The 19,042-nt window shown below is 37.9% G+C and carries 16 protein-coding genes; 8 read left to right on the plus strand and 8 right to left on the minus strand.

The window, feature by feature from the left end; genetic code table 11:
• Nucleotides 1–117 precede the first annotated feature (117 nt).
• On the minus strand, nt 118–1,131 hold the full coding sequence (locus tag AC4IF5_RS00545) for a WD40/YVTN/BNR-like repeat-containing protein (protein WP_490730695.1): 1,014 nt from the start codon (nt 1,129–1,131) through the stop codon (nt 118–120).
• Nucleotides 1,132–1,173: 42 nt separating this feature from the next.
• Complete coding sequence (locus AC4IF5_RS00550; protein ID WP_490730696.1) at nt 1,174–2,691, minus strand: amino acid permease; 1,518 nt, start codon at nt 2,689–2,691, stop codon at nt 1,174–1,176.
• Between the two features lie 166 nt (nt 2,692–2,857).
• Between AC4IF5_RS00550 and pnuC the strand changes: the two genes are divergently transcribed.
• The 5 genes from pnuC (at nt 2,858) to AC4IF5_RS00575 (ending at nt 8,850) form a co-directional block, all read left to right on the plus strand.
• Nucleotides 2,858–3,535 (plus strand): nicotinamide riboside transporter PnuC, encoded by a 678-nt coding sequence (pnuC, locus tag AC4IF5_RS00555; protein WP_490730697.1) that lies wholly within the window; start codon nt 2,858–2,860, stop codon nt 3,533–3,535.
• A complete protein-coding gene (locus AC4IF5_RS00560) occupies nt 3,532–4,212 on the plus strand; it encodes a hypothetical protein (RefSeq protein ID WP_490730698.1) in 681 nt (226 codons plus the stop codon). The genes pnuC and AC4IF5_RS00560 overlap by 4 nt, the downstream gene beginning before the upstream one ends.
• Before the next feature lie 91 nt (nt 4,213–4,303).
• Entirely contained in the window at nt 4,304–5,068 is a 765-nt protein-coding gene (gene dapF, locus AC4IF5_RS00565) for a diaminopimelate epimerase (RefSeq protein WP_490730699.1), read from the plus strand.
• Between the two features lie 34 nt (nt 5,069–5,102).
• Nucleotides 5,103–6,128, plus strand: coding sequence for an endolytic transglycosylase MltG (mltG, locus tag AC4IF5_RS00570; protein ID WP_490730700.1), 1,026 nt, complete (start codon nt 5,103–5,105; stop codon nt 6,126–6,128).
• Nucleotides 6,129–6,261: 133 nt separating this feature from the next.
• Complete coding sequence (locus AC4IF5_RS00575) at nt 6,262–8,850, plus strand: TonB-dependent receptor domain-containing protein (RefSeq protein WP_490730701.1); 2,589 nt, start codon at nt 6,262–6,264, stop codon at nt 8,848–8,850.
• A gap of 52 nt (nt 8,851–8,902) precedes the next feature.
• Here AC4IF5_RS00575 and AC4IF5_RS00580 read toward each other — a convergent pair whose 3' ends face one another.
• From AC4IF5_RS00580 to AC4IF5_RS00595, 4 genes are all read right to left on the minus strand, one after another.
• Entirely contained in the window at nt 8,903–9,355 is a 453-nt protein-coding gene (locus tag AC4IF5_RS00580) for an adenylyltransferase/cytidyltransferase family protein (RefSeq protein WP_490730702.1), read from the minus strand.
• Nucleotides 9,356–9,631: 276 nt separating this feature from the next.
• Nucleotides 9,632–10,654 carry a UDP-glucose 4-epimerase GalE gene (gene galE / locus AC4IF5_RS00585; protein ID WP_490730703.1) on the minus strand — a complete coding sequence of 341 codons (1,023 nt, stop codon included), beginning with the start codon at nt 10,652–10,654 and terminating at the stop codon, nt 9,632–9,634.
• A 3-nt stretch (nt 10,655–10,657) separates the two neighbouring features.
• The gene (locus AC4IF5_RS00590; RefSeq protein ID WP_490730704.1) at nt 10,658–11,104 is read right to left on the minus strand and encodes a hypothetical protein; all 447 of its coding nucleotides are present in this window, start codon (nt 11,102–11,104) and stop codon (nt 10,658–10,660) included.
• Nucleotides 11,105–11,109: 5 nt separating this feature from the next.
• Entirely contained in the window at nt 11,110–12,234 is a 1,125-nt protein-coding gene (locus AC4IF5_RS00595) for a DegT/DnrJ/EryC1/StrS family aminotransferase (protein ID WP_490730705.1), read from the minus strand.
• An 88-nt stretch (nt 12,235–12,322) separates the two neighbouring features.
• Between AC4IF5_RS00595 and AC4IF5_RS00600 the strand changes: the two genes are divergently transcribed.
• Nucleotides 12,323–13,924 (plus strand): S8/S53 family peptidase, encoded by a 1,602-nt coding sequence (locus AC4IF5_RS00600; RefSeq protein WP_490730706.1) that lies wholly within the window; start codon nt 12,323–12,325, stop codon nt 13,922–13,924.
• Between the two features lie 44 nt (nt 13,925–13,968).
• Here AC4IF5_RS00600 and AC4IF5_RS00605 read toward each other — a convergent pair whose 3' ends face one another.
• Both AC4IF5_RS00605 and AC4IF5_RS00610 read right to left on the minus strand, forming a co-directional pair.
• On the minus strand, nt 13,969–14,883 hold the full coding sequence (locus AC4IF5_RS00605) for a hypothetical protein (RefSeq protein WP_490730707.1): 915 nt from the start codon (nt 14,881–14,883) through the stop codon (nt 13,969–13,971).
• Nucleotides 14,884–14,972: 89 nt separating this feature from the next.
• Nucleotides 14,973–17,507, minus strand: a complete 2,535-nt coding sequence (locus tag AC4IF5_RS00610) for a phosphoenolpyruvate carboxylase (protein WP_490730708.1) — start codon at nt 17,505–17,507, stop codon at nt 14,973–14,975.
• A gap of 250 nt (nt 17,508–17,757) precedes the next feature.
• On the opposite strand from AC4IF5_RS00610, the gene AC4IF5_RS00615 reads away from it, so the two are divergent.
• Both AC4IF5_RS00615 and AC4IF5_RS00620 read left to right on the plus strand, forming a co-directional pair.
• Entirely contained in the window at nt 17,758–18,162 is a 405-nt protein-coding gene (locus AC4IF5_RS00615) for a hypothetical protein (RefSeq protein ID WP_490730709.1), read from the plus strand.
• A gap of 37 nt (nt 18,163–18,199) precedes the next feature.
• Nucleotides 18,200–18,805, plus strand: a complete 606-nt coding sequence (locus tag AC4IF5_RS00620; RefSeq protein WP_490730710.1) for a hypothetical protein — start codon at nt 18,200–18,202, stop codon at nt 18,803–18,805.
• Nucleotides 18,806–19,042 lie beyond the last annotated feature (237 nt).

The raw sequence follows: 19,042 nt of genomic DNA on the forward strand, positions 1-19,042 counted from the left end.
AATTAACCATTAGTTATGAATTTTAACCTATGAATTATATTAGGTCGTATTTTATAATGAGTCTAAATACGTATGATCAGGTGTTTGCCAAATAGTGATAAATTCTATACCTGATATTTAAAATTTTAATTTCATTACTGCAATTCTGTTATTTCCCGCAAAAACAACGCTGCTGCCATCGATCCACCCGCAAACGAAAAACCCTTTTTCATCTGAAATTTTCTTCCAGGTCTTTCCAAAATCTGAGGAATAGCTGATGTGCTGATCTCCCACTGCAATGATCTCTTTTCCTTTCGATCCCGGTTTAATTTTCACACAGGTCATATATCCTGCATTTTGACCTGAAGCCTGAATCTGCCAGGTTTCACCGCCGTCATTGGTGGTCGCAATAGTATTGATATTAGCATCCTGCCTGGTATAATCCCCTCCCACTGCAATTCCAAAACGGTCATCACTAAAGTCTATGGAATACATTCCCTGAGAGGATTCCCCCTGAATAAAAGGAGTTGGGAAAGCTTCTATCCTTTCATCCTTAAGATCCATTCTTAAGATCCTTGAAGCTTTACCGCCAGTCGCGATCCACATATACTTTTTAGTTGAAGAGATATTGGTATTACTGGCTGCAAAAGCTGCTTCACCTTCGTTTAATTTTAAATTGCTTTTAAACATACTCCATTTTCCATTTCTATAGACCGCCAGCTTCAACAAAAGATCTTTATCCGCATCACTGAAGGCATATGCAAGATGATCATTGACAAAATGCAAAGCATCATAAAAAGCCGTTTTCGCTGTATCTTTAAAAATAACCTGTGATTTCAGCTCTTTTTTATCTATTGTAAAGAAACGGGCAGGGCTTTCAATATTGATGGCATAAAAAAAGTTCTTATCCTGCGCCAATGTTCTGAACTGGAGTTTTTCTTCTGATAATCTTATCTGTTTTTGATCTTTATCATTTTTAAGATCAACATACCCAAACTTAGATTCCGTGCCACTGTACCAAACTTTATGGTCGTGCAGCTCCAGCGCTCTGATGCTTATTTTATCATTCAAGATCGTTTCAAAACTTTCTACTTGTTGGGAATACATACATATTCCTGCAGACAAGAGTAAAATAGAGAATATTTTTTTCATGGGATATACAAAAAAAAACCGCCGAAGCGGTTTATATTAATATTAATCGATGTTTTTATACTTTTCAGGATTGTTCAGTTTACTGTTTGATTTGCCATAAAGGAAATATACCAAACCTCCAAAGAACAGCCATATAGCAGAAAGCTCCAATGCATGGGCGCTTAGGTTAATTATTAAATACAGATTGATAACCACTCCTAATCCCACCACAACTTTATAAGCAGGCACTTTGAAAGGCCTGATCAGCGTAGGCTCTTTTTTTCTCATCACCCAAACTGCAATACAAACCAACGTAAATGCAAACAGGGTTCCGAAACTTGTCATATCCGCTAAGGTAGAAATGGGTGTAAAGGCTGCAATAAGCGCCACCACAATTCCTAACAAAATAATTCCTTTGTAAGGTGTTTTTGTTTTCGGATGAAGCTCACCGAAGAACTGAGGGATCAATCCATCTTTTGCCATTCCGATAAAAATCCTTGACTGTCCCATCATCATTACCATTACTACAGAGATCAGTCCTACAGTAGCGGCGATCGTTACCACATTACTTGCCCAGTGCTTTCCTGCAATTTCAAAGGCATATGCTACAGGTGCTTTGATAGCATCCGGGAACTTCCCTTCCGGATTAAAGTCTGTATAATGCATCATACCTGTCAGTACAAGAGATACACAGATATACAAAGCCGTACAGATCAATAATGAAGCAATAATCGCAAAAGGCACATCCTTTTTAGGGTTAATAGCTTCTCCTGCCTGAGTGGAAACCGCATCAAAACCGATATAGGCAAAGAAAATCGCTGCCGCACCTGAAATAATACCTTTAATACCATAAGCGGAAACCATATCACCCTCAGAGTTTTTGATCTTTACCGGATCAGGTATAAAAGGGTTCCAGTTCTTAACACCATCTACAGCATTGTACAGATCAGTATTGGAAAAAATAATATATACTCCTGCTATAATTACGAAAATAACCGCAGACGTTTTCATCAGAACGATCAGATTGTTAGCTCCGGCAGCTTCTTTAGTTCCTTTTACCAATAATGCTGTAATCAATAATACAAGGATGAATGCAGGCAGGTTCATTGAAAACCCTTCTCCGGTATAACTTGCAGGATCTGATGTAAGATAAGCCGGCAAATGAACCCCGAAGATCTTTAAAAATTTGGTAAAATAACCGGACCAGCTCACCGATACCGCCATACTGGCCATGGCATACTCGAGGATGAGACACCATCCCATTGCCCAGGCAAAAATTTCCCCCACTGTTCCGTATGCATAGGCATAAGCAGAACCTTCCACAGGAATAATAGAGGCAAACTCCGCATAGCATAATGCTGCAAAAACGCAGGCGATACCTGCTATGATAAAGGAAATTGCAAGTGCCGGACCTGCATGATAATAGGCTCCGGTTCCCGTAAGAACAAAGATTCCACCTCCGATGATAGCACCTACTCCTATCGCTGTTAAACTCCATTTTCCAAGGACCTTCTTCAGCTCACTTTTCTTCATATCTGCCTCATAGGCACTTAGCGGCTTCTTAACCCAAATTTTCGACATGTTTTTTTATTTATTTAAGGATTTACGAAAATATAAAAAATTTAGCAACTCCTACGTTTATCGTCAAAATTTCATCATTTATTTTACATTAAAATCTTTAAAAACCTGAACAACACCTCATTTAAAGTATTTCTCCGGGTGTTAAATTTTGTTTATTTTTGATCACATGAATTTATATGATCTTTTTGTAAAGCCCTATGAGAACTATGATGCTTTACAGATTATGCTGGAAGCTTCGGGAGCGATCTTCGGAACTTTGAGTGTCTACTTTTCCATCAGGAAAAATATCTGGGTATATCCTACCGGTATCGTCTCTACATTGATCTATGTTTATATTCTTTTTAATTTCGGATTGCTCGGTGACTGCCTGATCAATGTATATTATTCGGTAATGAGTATCTACGGCTGGGTTTTATGGGCAAAGAACTCTGAAGATCATGTTCATGTGGACGTTACCTGGGCCACCAGGAAAGAATGGTTCTACGCCGGTATTCTTTTCATCCTGAGTATGGCATTGGTTACTCTTATTTATTATTATAAACCCTATATTGATAATCAATTTTCAATGGAGGGAACCAGTCTCGGATTGTATCATCTGGATTGGGCCAATTGGATGGATGTAGGGACCACATCAATATTTTTAGTAGGAATGTGGTTGATGGCCAAACAGCGCATTGAGAACTGGATTTTCTGGATTATCGGAGATCTTATTTGCATTCCTATGATGATTTTTAAGGGTTTGGGGATCACTTCGGTTCAATATTTGGTATTTACTATAATGGCTATCTTAGGATACCTCAATTGGAAAAAAAGTTTTAAAGAAAAAAGTACAATAAAGTCATGAAAAATTTATTAAAAATAGCATTCAGTATTTTGGCTATTAGTAGCTTAACATCTTGTTTAGCATATACAGACGGATATGCCAATAATGGATACGGCTATGGAGACCCCTATTATAATAACGGATATTATTATGCGCCTTCCGGATATTATGGAAATGGCGGATATTGGGGCAATGACGGATATTATTACAGAAACAACGTAAATTATTATTATGATAACGGTGTTCCTTATTATTACTACAATTATAATAACTCCAGAAGAAAAGTCTATGTGGAAAGAAGGTCTTCTACCATAACGACTCAGAGACCTAACAGTGGTTTCAATAATAGCGGAAACTCATCCAATAATAATAGCGGTGGATTCAATAATAACAGGAACTCCAACAGCAACAGCGGTTTCAGAAATCAGAACAATAACAGTGGATTCAGAAACCAAAACAAGAGTAACCAGAACAATCAGGGAAACCAAAACAATAGCGGTTTCAGAAATCAGAACAGTAACAGCGGATTCAGGAACCAAAACAACAGCACCCAGAGCAATCAGGGAAGCCAGTACAATAGCGGTTTCAGGAATAACTCGAGCAACAGAACAGAATCATCGTCCAGCGGGTTCAGAAATAATTCAAGCAACCAAAGCAGTGATTCCAACAGGCAGAGCAGCGAACGGGGCTTTAGATAAAACGATTATAAATAAGGAAACGAACAGCTAACACTGTTCGTTTTTCATTTTAAATATATTAATTTTGCTTCTTTATTTCAAGAGAAAAAATATGGAATTTTATAAATATCAGGGAACAGGAAATGATTTTGTAATGGTAGACAACCGTGATCTTCAGTTTCCCAAAGACAAAAATATCATTGAAAAACTATGTGACAGACGTTTCGGAATAGGTGCCGACGGACTTATCCTCCTTGAAAACGATCCTGATTATGATTTTAAAATGGTATACTACAATTCTGACGGTGGAGAAAGTACAATGTGCGGAAACGGCGGAAGGTGTCTCGTTGCTTTTGCCTTTTTTCTTGACATTTTTGAAGATAAATGCAAGTTCATAGCAACAGATGGTGAACATGACGCAGAAATCCACAATGGGATCATTAAACTAAAAATGATCGATGTAGATACTATTTCTCATGACGGAAATGACTTTGTTCTCAATACCGGATCACCTCATTATGTAAAATATGTGAATGACCTTCCGGATTATAATGTTTATAAGGAAGGAAACGGGATCAGAAATTCAGAAAATTATAAAGAAAAAGGGATCAATGTCAATTTTGTAGAAAAAATCTCTGATAATGAGATCTTTGTAAGAACCTATGAACGAGGTGTTGAGGATGAAACTTACAGTTGTGGTACCGGAGTTACAGCTTCCGCTTTAACTTTTCTTGAAAAGCATAATCTAACCTCTGTAAAAGTTAAAACTTTAGGGGGAAACCTTAAAGTATATGCAGAGAAAAGCGGTGATTCTTTCCGGAACATCTGGCTGGAAGGCCCTGCAAAGCAGGTTTTTAGAGGTAAAACGGATCTTTAAAAACAAAACTTTTAATCAACATTTATTAATAAAAATGAAAAAGGCAATTCTCATTATCATTCTGCTGGTTATTGTAGTCGCAGGATTTTTTGGTTTGAGATTTTATAATAAATATTTTGGGAATAACGTAGAAAAGGAAGGGTATGTTCTGATTCCTCACAAAGCAGGTTTCAGACAGATCCTTGATTCTATTGCTCCTTATATCAAAGACAGGGAATCTTTTGAAGCCGTGGCTAAAGATAAAGGTCTTGAGGGTAATTTTAAAGCCGGACGTTACCATATCCAGAGCGGTACCGGAAATACGGATCTCGTCAATATGATCAAAGCGGGTAATCAGACTGCCAATTCTTTCAGGATCGGAGATTTTGGAGATATGTATCAGATGATCGGCAAAGTGAGCAAAAAAACGGAGCTGGATTCTTTACATTTTGTCAATGATCTGGATATCGTTGCTCAGGAGAAAGGCTATAAAAATGTGGAAGATTTAAAAAAATATTTTTTCATAGATACTTATAATTTCTTCTGGACGGTAAGCCCCAAAGAGTTTTTTGCAAAGTTCGAAGATCAGTACAATGATTTCTGGACCAGTGAAAGAAAAAGCAAAGAGCAGCAATCCGGCCTTACAAGAGATCAGATCTATGCACTGGCTTCCATTGTTTATAAAGAATCCGGAGGAAAAAAAGATGAAATGAGGACAATTGCAGGGTTATATCTGAACCGTTACAGAAAAGGAATGAAGCTTCAGTCTGACCCTACGGTAATATATGCGATCAATAAACAGACTAATTTTAAAGAACCTATTAAAAGAGTATTATATAAACATCTTTCTACTCCATCCCCATACAATACCTACGCCAATGCAGGTATTCCTCCGGGACCTATCTGTGTGGTGGATAAAAATTCAGTAGATGCTGTTTTAAATGCGGAAAACAATAATTATATATTCATGTGTGCCGATCCTGCCAAGTTTGGATATCATAAGTTTACGGCAAGTGCCGAAGAGCATGCTGTAAATGCAAAAGCTTACCAGGACTGGCTTAACTCAAAGAATATAAAATAGCTTAACAGGCACCTAAAATTTTATACAGTTAGAAAAACAATAAACAGATCATAATATTTTGAAGATCAGATCAATATGGATATTCAAAATATTAGGGGTTATCCTTTCACGATTTTATACAAAAAAATAACCTATGAAGAATAAGACAGAAATTGTCAATATTTTCACCAGAAAAACTTTAGGACTCACCTTAGTACTTTCAGCGGCAGCAATGGCTTTTGCTCAGGAGAAAGCAGGAGTTTCAGGAACTATTGTCAATAAGAAAAACCAGCCGGTTCCTTATGCCTCTGTAACTTTTAGCAATAAGGTGAATTCAACATTAAGCGATGCGGTGCTTACCGATGAAAAAGGACAGTACAAAATTCAGCTAGCTCCCGGAGATTATGACATTACCGTAGAAGCTATCGATTACAAAACAAGTGTAGTCAGCAAAAACATTGCATCAGCGGGTAATATCGGAGCATTATCTATAGAGCCTGAGGCTACCTCTACTATTGACGGTAAAACAAATGAAATACAGGGGGTTGTTATCACCGCAGCAGCAGCCAAAGCTTATAAAGTAGAACTCGATAAAAAGACCTACGATCCTTCACAGGATATCGTAAGCAAAGGAGGAAATCTTCAGGACGTCTTAACGAATGTTCCTTCAGTTTCCGTAGATACGGACGGAACCGTTTCTATGCGCGGAAACTCCAATGTAAAATTCCTGATCAACGGGAAACCTTCTTCCCTTCTTGGCATTGATGACGGTTCAAATGCTTTACAGAGTATTCCGGCTGATCAGATTGAAAGAATTGAAGTGATCACTAATCCTTCGTCAAAGTTTGAAGCCAGCGGAACAGCAGGTATTCTGAATATCATCCTGAAAAAGGATAAGAAAATGGGCTTCAACGGAACTGTAACCGGAACTTTGGGCTACCTTCCGAGAACCAACCTTAACGCCAACCTCAACTGGAGAAAAGGAAACTGGACCTGGTTCCTGAATGGCGGCGGCGGCTATCAGAAAAACCAAAGTACTTCCAGAAACCTTACGATTAGAAAGGATAACATCAGCGCTTTGGATCCTACCGAGGCATTTCCTTTTACGCAATACTCTAATCAGGATGGAAAAAACAAAAGAGAAAGTGACACCTATAATGTAACAGCAGGTTTTACTCATGATTTCAATGATAATACCTCTATCAATTTCTCGGGAATGGTCAGAAGCTTCGATACCGACCAGAATAACCTTAATAGGTATGACGAAATTGTATATAAAAATGCCAATGAGTCCAATAACGTCATAAGAAACAGAAACAGCTCTGGTAATAATAAGAACCTGGCGACTCAGTTTGATTTAGGACTTGATCAGAAAATAGGTGATAACGGACAGTTATTATCCGCATCTGCCAGCTACCAGACCAATAAGACTGACGGAATCAATCAGATCATACAGCAATCCTTCATTAATAACATATTACAATCGGAAGGAAACTCCTCAAACAACATCAGCACAGATTCTAAAACAGATACCTTTATCGGGAAAATCGATTATGAGCTTCCGATAGGAAAAAAGTCTAAACTGGAAGCAGGGGCACGCTATGATTACAACAGAAATACTTATAATTATTTTGTAGATCAAAGCGACAATGGCAGCCCTGTTTATACAAGATATGACTTTACCAGCAATACGGTATATTCTGAAAATATCCTGGGAATCTACGCTCAGTTTAAGAGCAAGATTGGAGAAAAGTTTGCCTATCAGCTGGGGTTAAGAAGTGAAACTTCAAAAATTGATATCAATTTCCAGAATTTTGACCAGAACGGAAATCCCGCGAATACACCGGAGGTAAATAAAAATTATACAAAGCTCTTCCCTTCCGTATTCTTAAGCTATGATCTGGCAAAGAACAACCAGATCCTGTTAAATTATTCAAGAAGGATCAACCGTCCGAGAGCTTTTTCACTGATCCCTTTCATGTCTTTTGATGATGACAGAAATTATTTCAGAGGAAATCCCAACCTTAACCCAACCTACGAAAACTCTTTTGAGCTTGGATACAATCTTTCTAATAAGAAGATTACCTTCAACCCAACTTTATACTTCAAAAAATCTGAAGATGAGCAAAACAGATATCAGTATGTGGATGAAAAAGGAGCTGTCAACACCATTCCTTTCAATGTAGGAACAGAAACAAATTACGGTTTGGATCTGAACGGAACCTACGATCCTTTCAACTGGTGGAAAATGATGCTTTCTGCTGACATTTACGGGTATAAAAACACAGGAAGCTATAACTTATTCCCTGAAGATCCGAAAAAGCTAAATGATTTTTCAGGTTCAGGTTTTTCATACAGAATACGTTTCAACAATACCTTTAAGCCAACAAAGACATTAAGCCTTCAGGTTCAGAGTTTCTACAGAGCGGCTGAAAAAACAGCTATGAACAACAGAAAAGCGATGTACGGAATAGATTTAGGGGTAAGCCAGACCATCTGGAAAGGAAACGGAATTATAGGGTTCAATATCAGAGACATCTTTAATACCAGAAGGATGAGGAATTATACAGATAATGCCCAGTTCACCAGAGAAGCAGAAATGCAGTGGCAACCAAGACAGGCTGCTTTATCTTTCACTTACAAATTCAAACAGGGTGAAAAGATCGAAACCAAGCCAAAAATTAAAAAAGATATTAACTCCAATACAACAGGGGACGACGAACAAGGTGGCGGCCCGATGTAAAACAATAAAAATCCCGAAAATTACTTTTCGGGATTTTTTTGTTATTATTTTCTTATTTTACGGGTTCTGTTTTCGAGTATTTCTCTTTTTCAGCTTCGTAAATTCTTCTTCTCAGGTCACTGGTGGAAAACCTGTGATCTCTTTTGTTATAAAAGATCTCAATTCCTTTTTCTTCACAGTACTGCTTACCTGTAAAATCTCTGTCCATATAATCGTCACCGATGATTCTCACATCAATTACGAACGATTTTAAAATATCCAGCAGATCTTCTTCCGTATAATAAGGAACGATCTCATCAACAGCATTTACCGCTTTCAACTGAATATACCGCTCAACGATCGTCTGGCTTGGTCTATTCTTGTTGGGACGGTCATGAGACGGGTCGATCTGAAGTCCTACGATTAAATAATCACATACGGTTTTAGCTTCTTCAAGCATTTTGATATGTCCTGCGTGTAGCAAATCAAATGAGGAAAATGTAATACCTATTCTCTGTGTCTTCATATTAATTTAAATTAATTAAAACTTCGCTGAAATAAACGTTCTTTTAAATGGATAAAAGACCGGAGATCCAGGGAAGATATTTTGTAATTCGCTTTTATAGTCGTTTTTAAATTGTTCTTTCATTTCATCCGGAAGGTTTTCTATATCCGGAAGCATAGCTGTTCCTGAAGCCCGGGTAAATACTGCCTCAGCATTTTCAAGAACATGCAGGAAGGCGCTGAACGCTCTTCTTTAAACAGGTCGTATACTTCAGGATACAGGCCATCATTATTTATTTTATGAGTTTCTGGTGTCCAGATACTGCTGCCATTCCCAAACCGTTCTTAAAGATTCTTCCAGAGGCGTTTCAGATTTCCAGCCAAGCTCTCTCTCCGCTTTTTGAGGATCGGCAAACGCAATGGTAATATCTCCCTCTCTTCTGGCACAGATCTGATACGGAACCTCTACACCGTTAGCTTTTTCGAAAGCTTTCACGACTTCCAAAACTGATGAGCCTTTTCCTGTTCCAAGGTTATAAGTATCGATCACAGTGTCTTCTGATGAATCTTCCATGAGTTTCTTTAACGCTGCCACATGCGCTTTGGCAAGATCAACAACATAGATATAATCCCGGATCGGTGTTCCGTCCTCTGTATCATAGTCATTCCCCCACACGTTTAATTTTTCACGGATCCCTGCAACTGTCTGCATGACGTAAGGTACTAAATTATTAGGAATTCCTAGCGGCAATTCTCCGATTTTCGCTGATGGATGGGCTCCTATCGGGTTAAAGTATCTCAACAACGATATTTTTCGGTGATAGGCTTTTGCAAAATCAATCAGGATCTCTTCACCCATCTGTTTTGTTTTCCCATATACGCTCTCGGGCATTTTTAAAGGGGTATTTTCATTGATCGGCATCACATCTGCCTGTCCGTACACGGTACAGGATGAGCTGAAAATAAAATTGGAGAGCTTTCTTTCTTTAAATTCCTGAAGAATATTAATCAATGTAAATAAGTTATTTTCATAATAGTCTACAGGTTTTAGCTGGCTCTCTCCTACCGCTTTAGAAGCCGCAAAATTGATGCATCCGTCAATCTGATGGGCATCAAAGACCTGAGTAAGAAGCTCTCTTCTTCTTAGGTCAAAAGGATAAAAAACAGGTTTTTTACCTGTAATATCCTCTATATTATTTAAAATAAATTTTTCTGAATTGGACAGATCATCTACAATAATCACTTCAAAGCCATTATTGAGAAGTTCTACCACAGTGTGGGAGCCAATATATCCAAGCCCTCCTGTAACAAGTATTGCCATTTTTTAATCTTCGTGTTTTCCTATATTTTCTATTTCGTTTTTTTCTATTTCCTTATGGTTTAAATAATAGATATAAAAAAAAATAAAGCCTATAACTGATGTATTAAAAATAATTACAAAGTTATAATATGAGTTGTTAATGTAATTTTTAATTAAGGTATAATTGGCAAAACAAACTAAAATAAGCATCAATACTGCAAAAAAATTGAGAATAGCCTTTGTATATTTTATTTTGCAAAAAATGATAATCCCTGCAACTAAATTTACCCCTATATAAAAAGAGTACTTCAGAATATTTTCCATGATACTCCCTTTATCATATCCAGAATAAGATAAGGAATTATAGGACATCACTGTATTTATTAAATAAAGTGAATAAAGTCCCACAATAAAAAGGTGAAATCCTAAAAAGATTTTATATTTCTTGCCTTTTAAAAAAAATTCCTTCATATTTCTTATCCCATAAACTCAAGCACGGCATCGGTAATATACTTCAGCTGTTCCTCGTCTAATTCCGTATGCATCGGTAGAGAGATCACCTGATCCAGAAGCTTGTCTGTATTCACAAAATCCGCATCATTGCTTTCCTGAAAGTAAGCTTTCTGCTTTCTCAACGCCACCGGATAATAGATCATTGCAGGAATGTCTTTTTCTGCCAGAAACTTCTGAAGCTCATTACGTTTTCCGTTCAGGATTCTTAATGTATACTGGTGAAATACATGGGTAGAATTCTCAGATCTTTTTGGAGTAAGAATGTTCGGATTTCCTTCAAATGCTTCATCATAATAGTCTGCAGCCTTTCTTCTTGCTTCATTATAAGAATCAAGGTGAGGAAGTTTTTTTCTTAGAACAGCTGCCTGAATGCTATCCAGCCTTGAGTTCACTCCTACCTCATCATGGTAATATCTCTCATACATCCCGTGGTTTACAATTCCTCTCAAACGGTGCGCCAGTTCATCGTTATTGGTAAAAATAGCTCCTCCGTCACCATAGCATCCCAGGTTCTTTGAAGGGAAGAAGGATGTGGTACCTACAGTAGCCATTGTTCCGGCATACTTTACCGTTCCGTCAGAGAACGTATATTCTGCTCCGATAGCCTGCGCGTTGTCTTCGATAACGTATAGATTGTGCTCTTCAGCAATTTTCAGAATTTCTTCCATATTGGCGCACTGTCCGAATAAGTGTACCGGAATGATCGCCTTTGTTTTTGGCGTAATCGCTTTTTTCAGATCTTCAGTTGAGATCGTAAAGGTATCGTAATCTACGTCTACCAAAACAGATTTCAATTTAAGCAAATGTATGACTTCTACTGTTGCGGCAAAGGTAAAATCAGCGGTGATGATCTCATCCCCTTCTTTCAGATCCAGCGCCATCAGGGCAATCTGTAATGCATCCGTTCCATTCGCACACGGAATCACATGCTTTACATCTAAATAAGACTCCAATTCATTCTGGAAAGACTTTACTTCAGGACCGTTGATAAAAGCTGCCGAATCCATTACATTTAAAACTGCATTGTCTACATCATTCTTTATTTTGTAATACTGACTTTGCAAGTCAACCATCTGAATTTTTTTCATATAACAAATATTTCTGTAAAAATAAGGAATTTAATATCCTATCAAAAATTTTATTGATTTTGTTTTTATCTTTATACAAATTAATATTATGAGAAAACTTTTACTCTTTTGTTTCCTAACAGGTTATATCAGCCTGTCTGCACAGACTGAGCTTGTTTTTGTATATTTTACAGATAAGCCCAATAAAGCCGCTTTCTATGCCGATCCGCTTTCAGAACTCTCCCAAAAGTCACTCAACAGACGCACAACGCTGGGAATCCCTCTCAATGATCAGGACGCGCCTATCGAACCGTCTTACCTTCAGAATCTTCAGAATTTAGGCTTTACGGTTACTGATTATTCCAAGTGGCTCAACGGAGCTGCTGTGAATGCCACTCCTGCCCAAAAAACGATACTCCAGGCCCAGCCTTTTGTATTGTCTGTGGAAAGCTTTGCCAGAAACGGCTCAACCGGAATAAAAGCAATACCCGGCAAATGGAAGGATAATGCAGACATCAATAAAACGCTCACCAACTTTAATTATGGCTCAGGCTCCGCACAGATCGACCAGGTCAATATACGGCCGCTTCATCTGGCAGGATATACAGGAACCGGGATCTCTATCGCTGTCATCGATGCCGGATTTCCAACAGTGAACACAGGAACTGCTTTCTCACGATTATGGACCGGAAATCATATAAAGGCCGCTTATGATTTTGTTACCAAAACCGGAGATATCTATAATACAGCTCTAAGCCCGCACGGATCTGTGGTACTGGGAGCTATCGGCGGTTACCTGGAAAATACATTTGTAGGATCTGCACCTGATGCGGATTTTTACCTGTACCGCAGTGAAAACGCTGCCGTTGAAATTCCTGAAGAAGAGCTATATTGGATTGAAGCTGCAGAGGAAGCAGACAGAAAAGGTGTAGAAATTATCACCTCATCATTAGGATATAGCGTATTTGATGATTCCCGTTATAATTATACTTATGCTGATATGAACGGCAGCACTTCTTTTATCGCCCGCGGAGCACAGATCGCTGCTGAAAAAGGAATTTTTGTTCTTGCGGCTGCCGGAAATTCAGGATTACAGCCATGGCACTATCTTGTAACTCCATCTGACAATACTAAAGTATTCTCTATCGGTTCTGTAGATGCTGCCGGAAATGCTTCGGATTTCTCTTCTTACGGTCCCAATTCCCTCGGAATGGTAAAGCCTGACGGAAGTACCCAGGGAACCGGTACCACAACGGTTTATGATAACGCCACCCTCATCGTAAACGGAACTTCTATCGCTACCCCCATTGCGGCAGGTGGTGTGGCATGTTTTATTCAGGCCTTTCCGACAATGGACAGGGAGCAGATCAGAACAAAACTGAGGCAAACCGCTTCATTGTATCCCAGCTATACGGACCAGATAGGATACGGAATTCTTAACTTCGGAAGCCTGTATAACTCTGTTCTTACTACTTCCGAAACGGTAAAAAAGGAAGGCTTCAAACTTTTTCCCAACCCTGTTAAAAATATCCTGAATGTTGCATCAGAAAAGGAAATTCAGTCTCTGGAAATTTATGATAACCTGGGAAGGCTGGTCAGAAAGAACAACAATCAGAAATCTATAAAGGTGGAAGATTTTGCAAAAGGAACGTATTATCTTAAAATTCAGATGAAAGACAAAGTTTCTTATGAGAAATTTATAAAAGAATAACCTATCCTGTGAAATCCAATACGGATTTCATGGTTATTGATTAGTTATTGATTAAAATGCTTTAAAATCCAGTTTAGACATTCTTCAGGATCCATGATGCTCCAGGAATGCGGATGCCTGAACCCTTCCGGTCTTACTCCTCTGTCATTAACAATGACCAGATCTGCATTTTTATGTCCTTTCAATTTTAGCAGATTCATCATTGCCGTGATACTGATGCAATTGGTATCATATAGATCTCTGCCCCTGTTGTTCATCTGCCACATAATTCCTGGTTCCGTATACATCAAAATGGGAATATTCATCAGATATTTTGCATTTCCTCCATCTTTTTCAGTGTATAAAAACATGGATTCTTTAATGTAATTTTCTTTATTTTTATCGGGATAACCAATAGCTTCAATCATCTCTTTGTTAAAATATCTGGCTTCATTTACAGCTATTTCAGAAAAATTCCTTTCTATATCGCGATTTAGCTGATAATACATTTTTTCGTAGTCGAGTGGCGGATCAAGCGCAAAAATTGAATTCGGAATAAAGTAAGTATCCTGGTCTCTTACGGCCGTTTCAGCATATTTAACGGCCAACATTCCTCCGTATGACAATCCTCCGATTGCAATTTTATCCTTCGAAATTTTGTGCTTTTCAACAATATCTTTTGCAATTCTGTCTAAAAATTTTCGTTCAATATTCATTTTAAAGTCACCATCTTCAAAACCAGGAAAAACAACAATTAAATTTTTCTGAACAGCCAGTTCGTCCAGATAAATCTGATTCATAACTCTTTCAGGGCTTTCCCCTCCACCAGGTAAAACAATGATCATCCCAACCGGCTTTCCTTTAGGTATTATTTTATAATAAAAATTAGGGGTATCTTTAAAGGTAACTTTTTCAGGTTCCTGAGCAAAAATTTTAACTGAGAACGCTAACAAAATTAAAACGAAAAATTTACTGTTCATGTGTTATTAGTCTAAGATTAATTTATAAAATAACTACTCAAAAATATGAGTAGTTATTTTATAAGGAACGTTGAATATAATTAATTATTTTATGCCGAATTCCTGCTCGCATTAATGTTCCCAAACAACGATCTGGTCACCAGCTTTTCATAAGCTTCTTTATTGCCTTCCCCTTTCTGGATCTTCATCAGCGCATACTGCTGAATGCTCAACAACGGAAGTACGATCTTTTCACGGATCTTCACCGATTTTCTGGAAAGCGGATCTTCTTCCTGAAGCATTTTGAAGCCTGTCAGTTCCAGCATAATTTCTCTGGAAAGCTCATATTCATCGAAAAGAACATTCCAGAAAGATCCGAACTTAGAATTCTTTTTGATATAATAGGTCAGAGGAAAATAAGACTTGTTCATACTCATCATAGAATTCAAGACTAAAGTTTTAAAGAAATCCGAACCCTTATACAATTCTCTCACTTCCTCAAATCTTCCCTGTTCTTTCATCTGCTGCATCGCATAGCCAAAACCGAAAAAACCCGGTACGTTCTGCTTTAGTTGTGACCATGATCCTACAAACGGGATCGCCCTTAGATCTTCGAATTTCAGCTCACTCCCATTTCCTCTCTTAGAAGGACGGCTCCCGATATTCGTCTTCCCATAATATTCCAGGGTGCTCATTTCCTGAAGATAAGGCACAAACATAGGATGTGCTTTCAGGTCTGAATACTTCTGATAGCTGATATCGGCTAACTCAATGATCAATGCCCTTTCCTTGTCTGTAAGGTCTTTTTTAGCATTCTTAAATACATCATTCTCAACTCCCGCAGTCAGGAGCTGCTCAAAGTTGTATTTCGCCTGTTCTTTATTTCCAAAAATACTGGTAATGGTCTGTCCCTGAATGGTCAGCTCTATTTTATTATTGGCAATTGTTCTTCCTTGTGAAGCATAGAAATCGTGGGTCTTTCCTCCTCCTCTTGCCGGCGGACCTCCTCTGCCATCGAAGAACACCACTTTGATGTTATTCTGCTCAGAAAGTTTCGTCAGCACTTCTTTCGCTTTATAGATCTCCCAGTTGGCTTTTAAGTAACCTCCGTCTTTGGTTCCGTCTGAGAAACCAAGCATAATGGTCTGCTGCTTTCCTCTTCTTTCAAGATGTTTTTTATAGACAGGATTCTGATACAGCTCATTCATCACATGTTCAGCATTGGCAAGCCCTTCCATTGTTTCAAAAAGCGGAACAATATCCATGTTGATCTCTTCATCCTGATAGCCGCAGATCTTAAAGAACGCGTATACATTCATTACATCTTTCACGGCATCGGAATTGGAAATGATGTAACGGTTCATTCCTCTCAGTCCATTCAGGTTCTGAATTTCCGAAACCTGAGAGACAGTCAGCAATGTATCTCTTACAATATCTTCAAAATCATCGGCATTCACTTTCTCTGAAATCTGAATCAGCTTATTGAATTTCTGCTCATAATCCGCCTCTTCGTTACCATATACCTTGATAAAAACCTCATCGATTACTTTCTGGTGAATTCTGCTGTCCTGACGGATATCCAAAGTAGCAAAGTGGGTTCCGAAGATCTTCACCCGGTCCCTGAAATTGGCCAAAAGATCCAGGAACAAAGCATTATGCTCATTGATCAATATGCTCTCCGCCTCATCCGCCTTCTTTAAAATATCTTCTGCTGTAATACCATTCCCGTTAAAAATTGCAGCATACAATTCTTCACTCAGCTGCGTTAAGACTTCAGAAACTCCTCTGAAGCTTAATCTTCTTCTGATGAATTTCAAATGACTGTAATAAGACTTCAGAATTGCTGAACGGAGCTCTTCGGCTACTCTCCTGGTAACATCTGCTGTTACAAAAGGATTTCCATCCCTGTCACCTCCCGGCCAGAAGCCCAGCTGAATAATATCTTCATGCAGATGGAAATGTCCGTTTCCGAAAGTTTTCTTGATCTTCGTAAAAAGCTCTCCGATCGTATCATAATATACATATCTCAGATATGAAATAATGCTCAGCGCCTCATCTATTGGTGTGGGTTTTTCTTTATTGACGAAAGGAGTTTTTCCCAGCTGCTGCAAAAGCATATCAATCTGAGTCACGGAATCACTGGTAATTGCTCCTCTTAGATCCTGAATAATCCTCTGTACTGAGCTTGGATAAAACTGAGTCGGGTGTGCTGTAAATACGACCTTTATACTGAAGTCTTTTAATTTTTCACGTACTTTTTCAATCTTATGATCCTGAAAAGAACGTTCAAAAAGATTTGTTACAGTACCGCTGTCACTTTCGGAATGAAGGTTCGGAAAGGCAGCGTCTTCAATACTGTCAAACAAAACCACCTGCCTTTCGATATACTGTATGATCTTAAAAAGCAGTTCAAGCTTCTGTTCTTCGGTCTGAAGATCCGTATGGTTCTTAAAAAATTCTTCGACGATTTCTTCAGGGGTTTTTCCAGCTTCATAGCCGGTCCTGCTTTCTTCATAAAGAAACGGGAGCAGCATACCGATATTCGTCATTTTATCATAAGGCAGGCTCATAAATAATGAATTATAGATCTGGAATTTGTTCTCCACGATCTGCCTGAATTTTTCTGCGCGTTGGTCGTGTATCATAATAACAAATGTAAGTGATTTTGGAATTAGTTGAATTGACAAATGACAAAAAATACAGGATTAAAAAACAAAAAAATATATTCATTTTTGTTGAGGAAAATTATTTAGTTTTGGCATCTGTTTATAATAACTATGATTAAATTCAATTTCAACGCCAAATATTTAGAGCTCGTTTTAATAATTCAGGTGTAATATAATTCTGATTACAAAACAATCATTAATTTTACTCTTCACACCATTCCCATGCTATATGAAAAAAACATTCATTTTCCTACTCTTAATAATACTGTTCATCTCTTGTGAAAAAGATTGTTACAATGCACCGCAAACCATCGTTTTTGAATTCGTAAATTCCAATAATGAAAATCTTATTACCAACGGTACATTGACCACCTACTCAGTTCAAGACGAGAATAATGCCAACATACAATTAACCAAAACATCCGACAATAAAGTTATTTTAGAAAATGTAGGCGCATATAATGGAACAAAAAATTATAAATTTTATTCTAATATTAAAAATCTGGATTTTTCCATCCAATCATCTGAATTTAAAGGAGGCTGTGATGGCTTTCAAATCAATAAACTAACGTTCACGGGCGTTGGAATTGACGTAACAGACGAAAAAGGCTATTACAAAATTGTCCTGCAATAAATCTTCTTAACTTTGCTAAATTTGTAAAAACAATTGAATGAGAGTATTATTTCCGGCTTTATTGTTATTATGCGGCATGGTTTTCGGTCAGAAAGCTGTTCCATCCGATTTCAAAAAAATCCCGGAAATTCTAGATAATATCGATCTACTCTATCCGTTCATTGTACCGGATAAAGACTATGCTTACTGGCGGGTACTCAACAATGACACTGATTATGAAAAAGCTGTGATCTATGAAAGCCAGGCCCCGGATTTTATGACCATCAATGAACCTGCTCCTGAAAGAGGTTTCTTCCAGAAATGTGTAGGCAACAACTGTTTTTCATACATCCTTGCTTGCAAAAATGAGAGATCTGTTTATTTTTCCAGCGAGCAGCAGCTCAGAGATTTTATCGGGACTGTAGACAATCTTCCTGAAGCTATTTTACTTGCCAAAACCTATGGATACTCAGTCGATACCCAAAACCTTTTCACCGGATCTTATAAAATTGATGACCGTCATATCTCCATGTATGTTTTACAGGCTAAAGGATGTCCTGTTGTTAAAGAATCCTTTTTAGTTAAGATCAATAGAAAAACCGGAAAACTGGAGGCGAAAAGCAACGGAATCTATTCAAAAAGTGAAGACTGTTCTACTCTGTGACCAATCTGGGGCACAAAGCTTTCACTTCCATAATGCCGCATAATTTTAATTGCCACGAATGTACGAATCCCTTTATTCGTTTATTCGTAGCAATATATCAATATTTGATTCTCCTGCGCCTTACAATTCTGTGTAATACACGATAGTTTTATGACCTTGTACATTTATCAGCTCATCGATAGCTGCGAGACCAGAATTCGTACAATAGCTTTCATGAAAATCAGTCATAGTAATTTT

It is taken from the genome of Chryseobacterium sp. UF-290 (assembly GCF_058245615.1).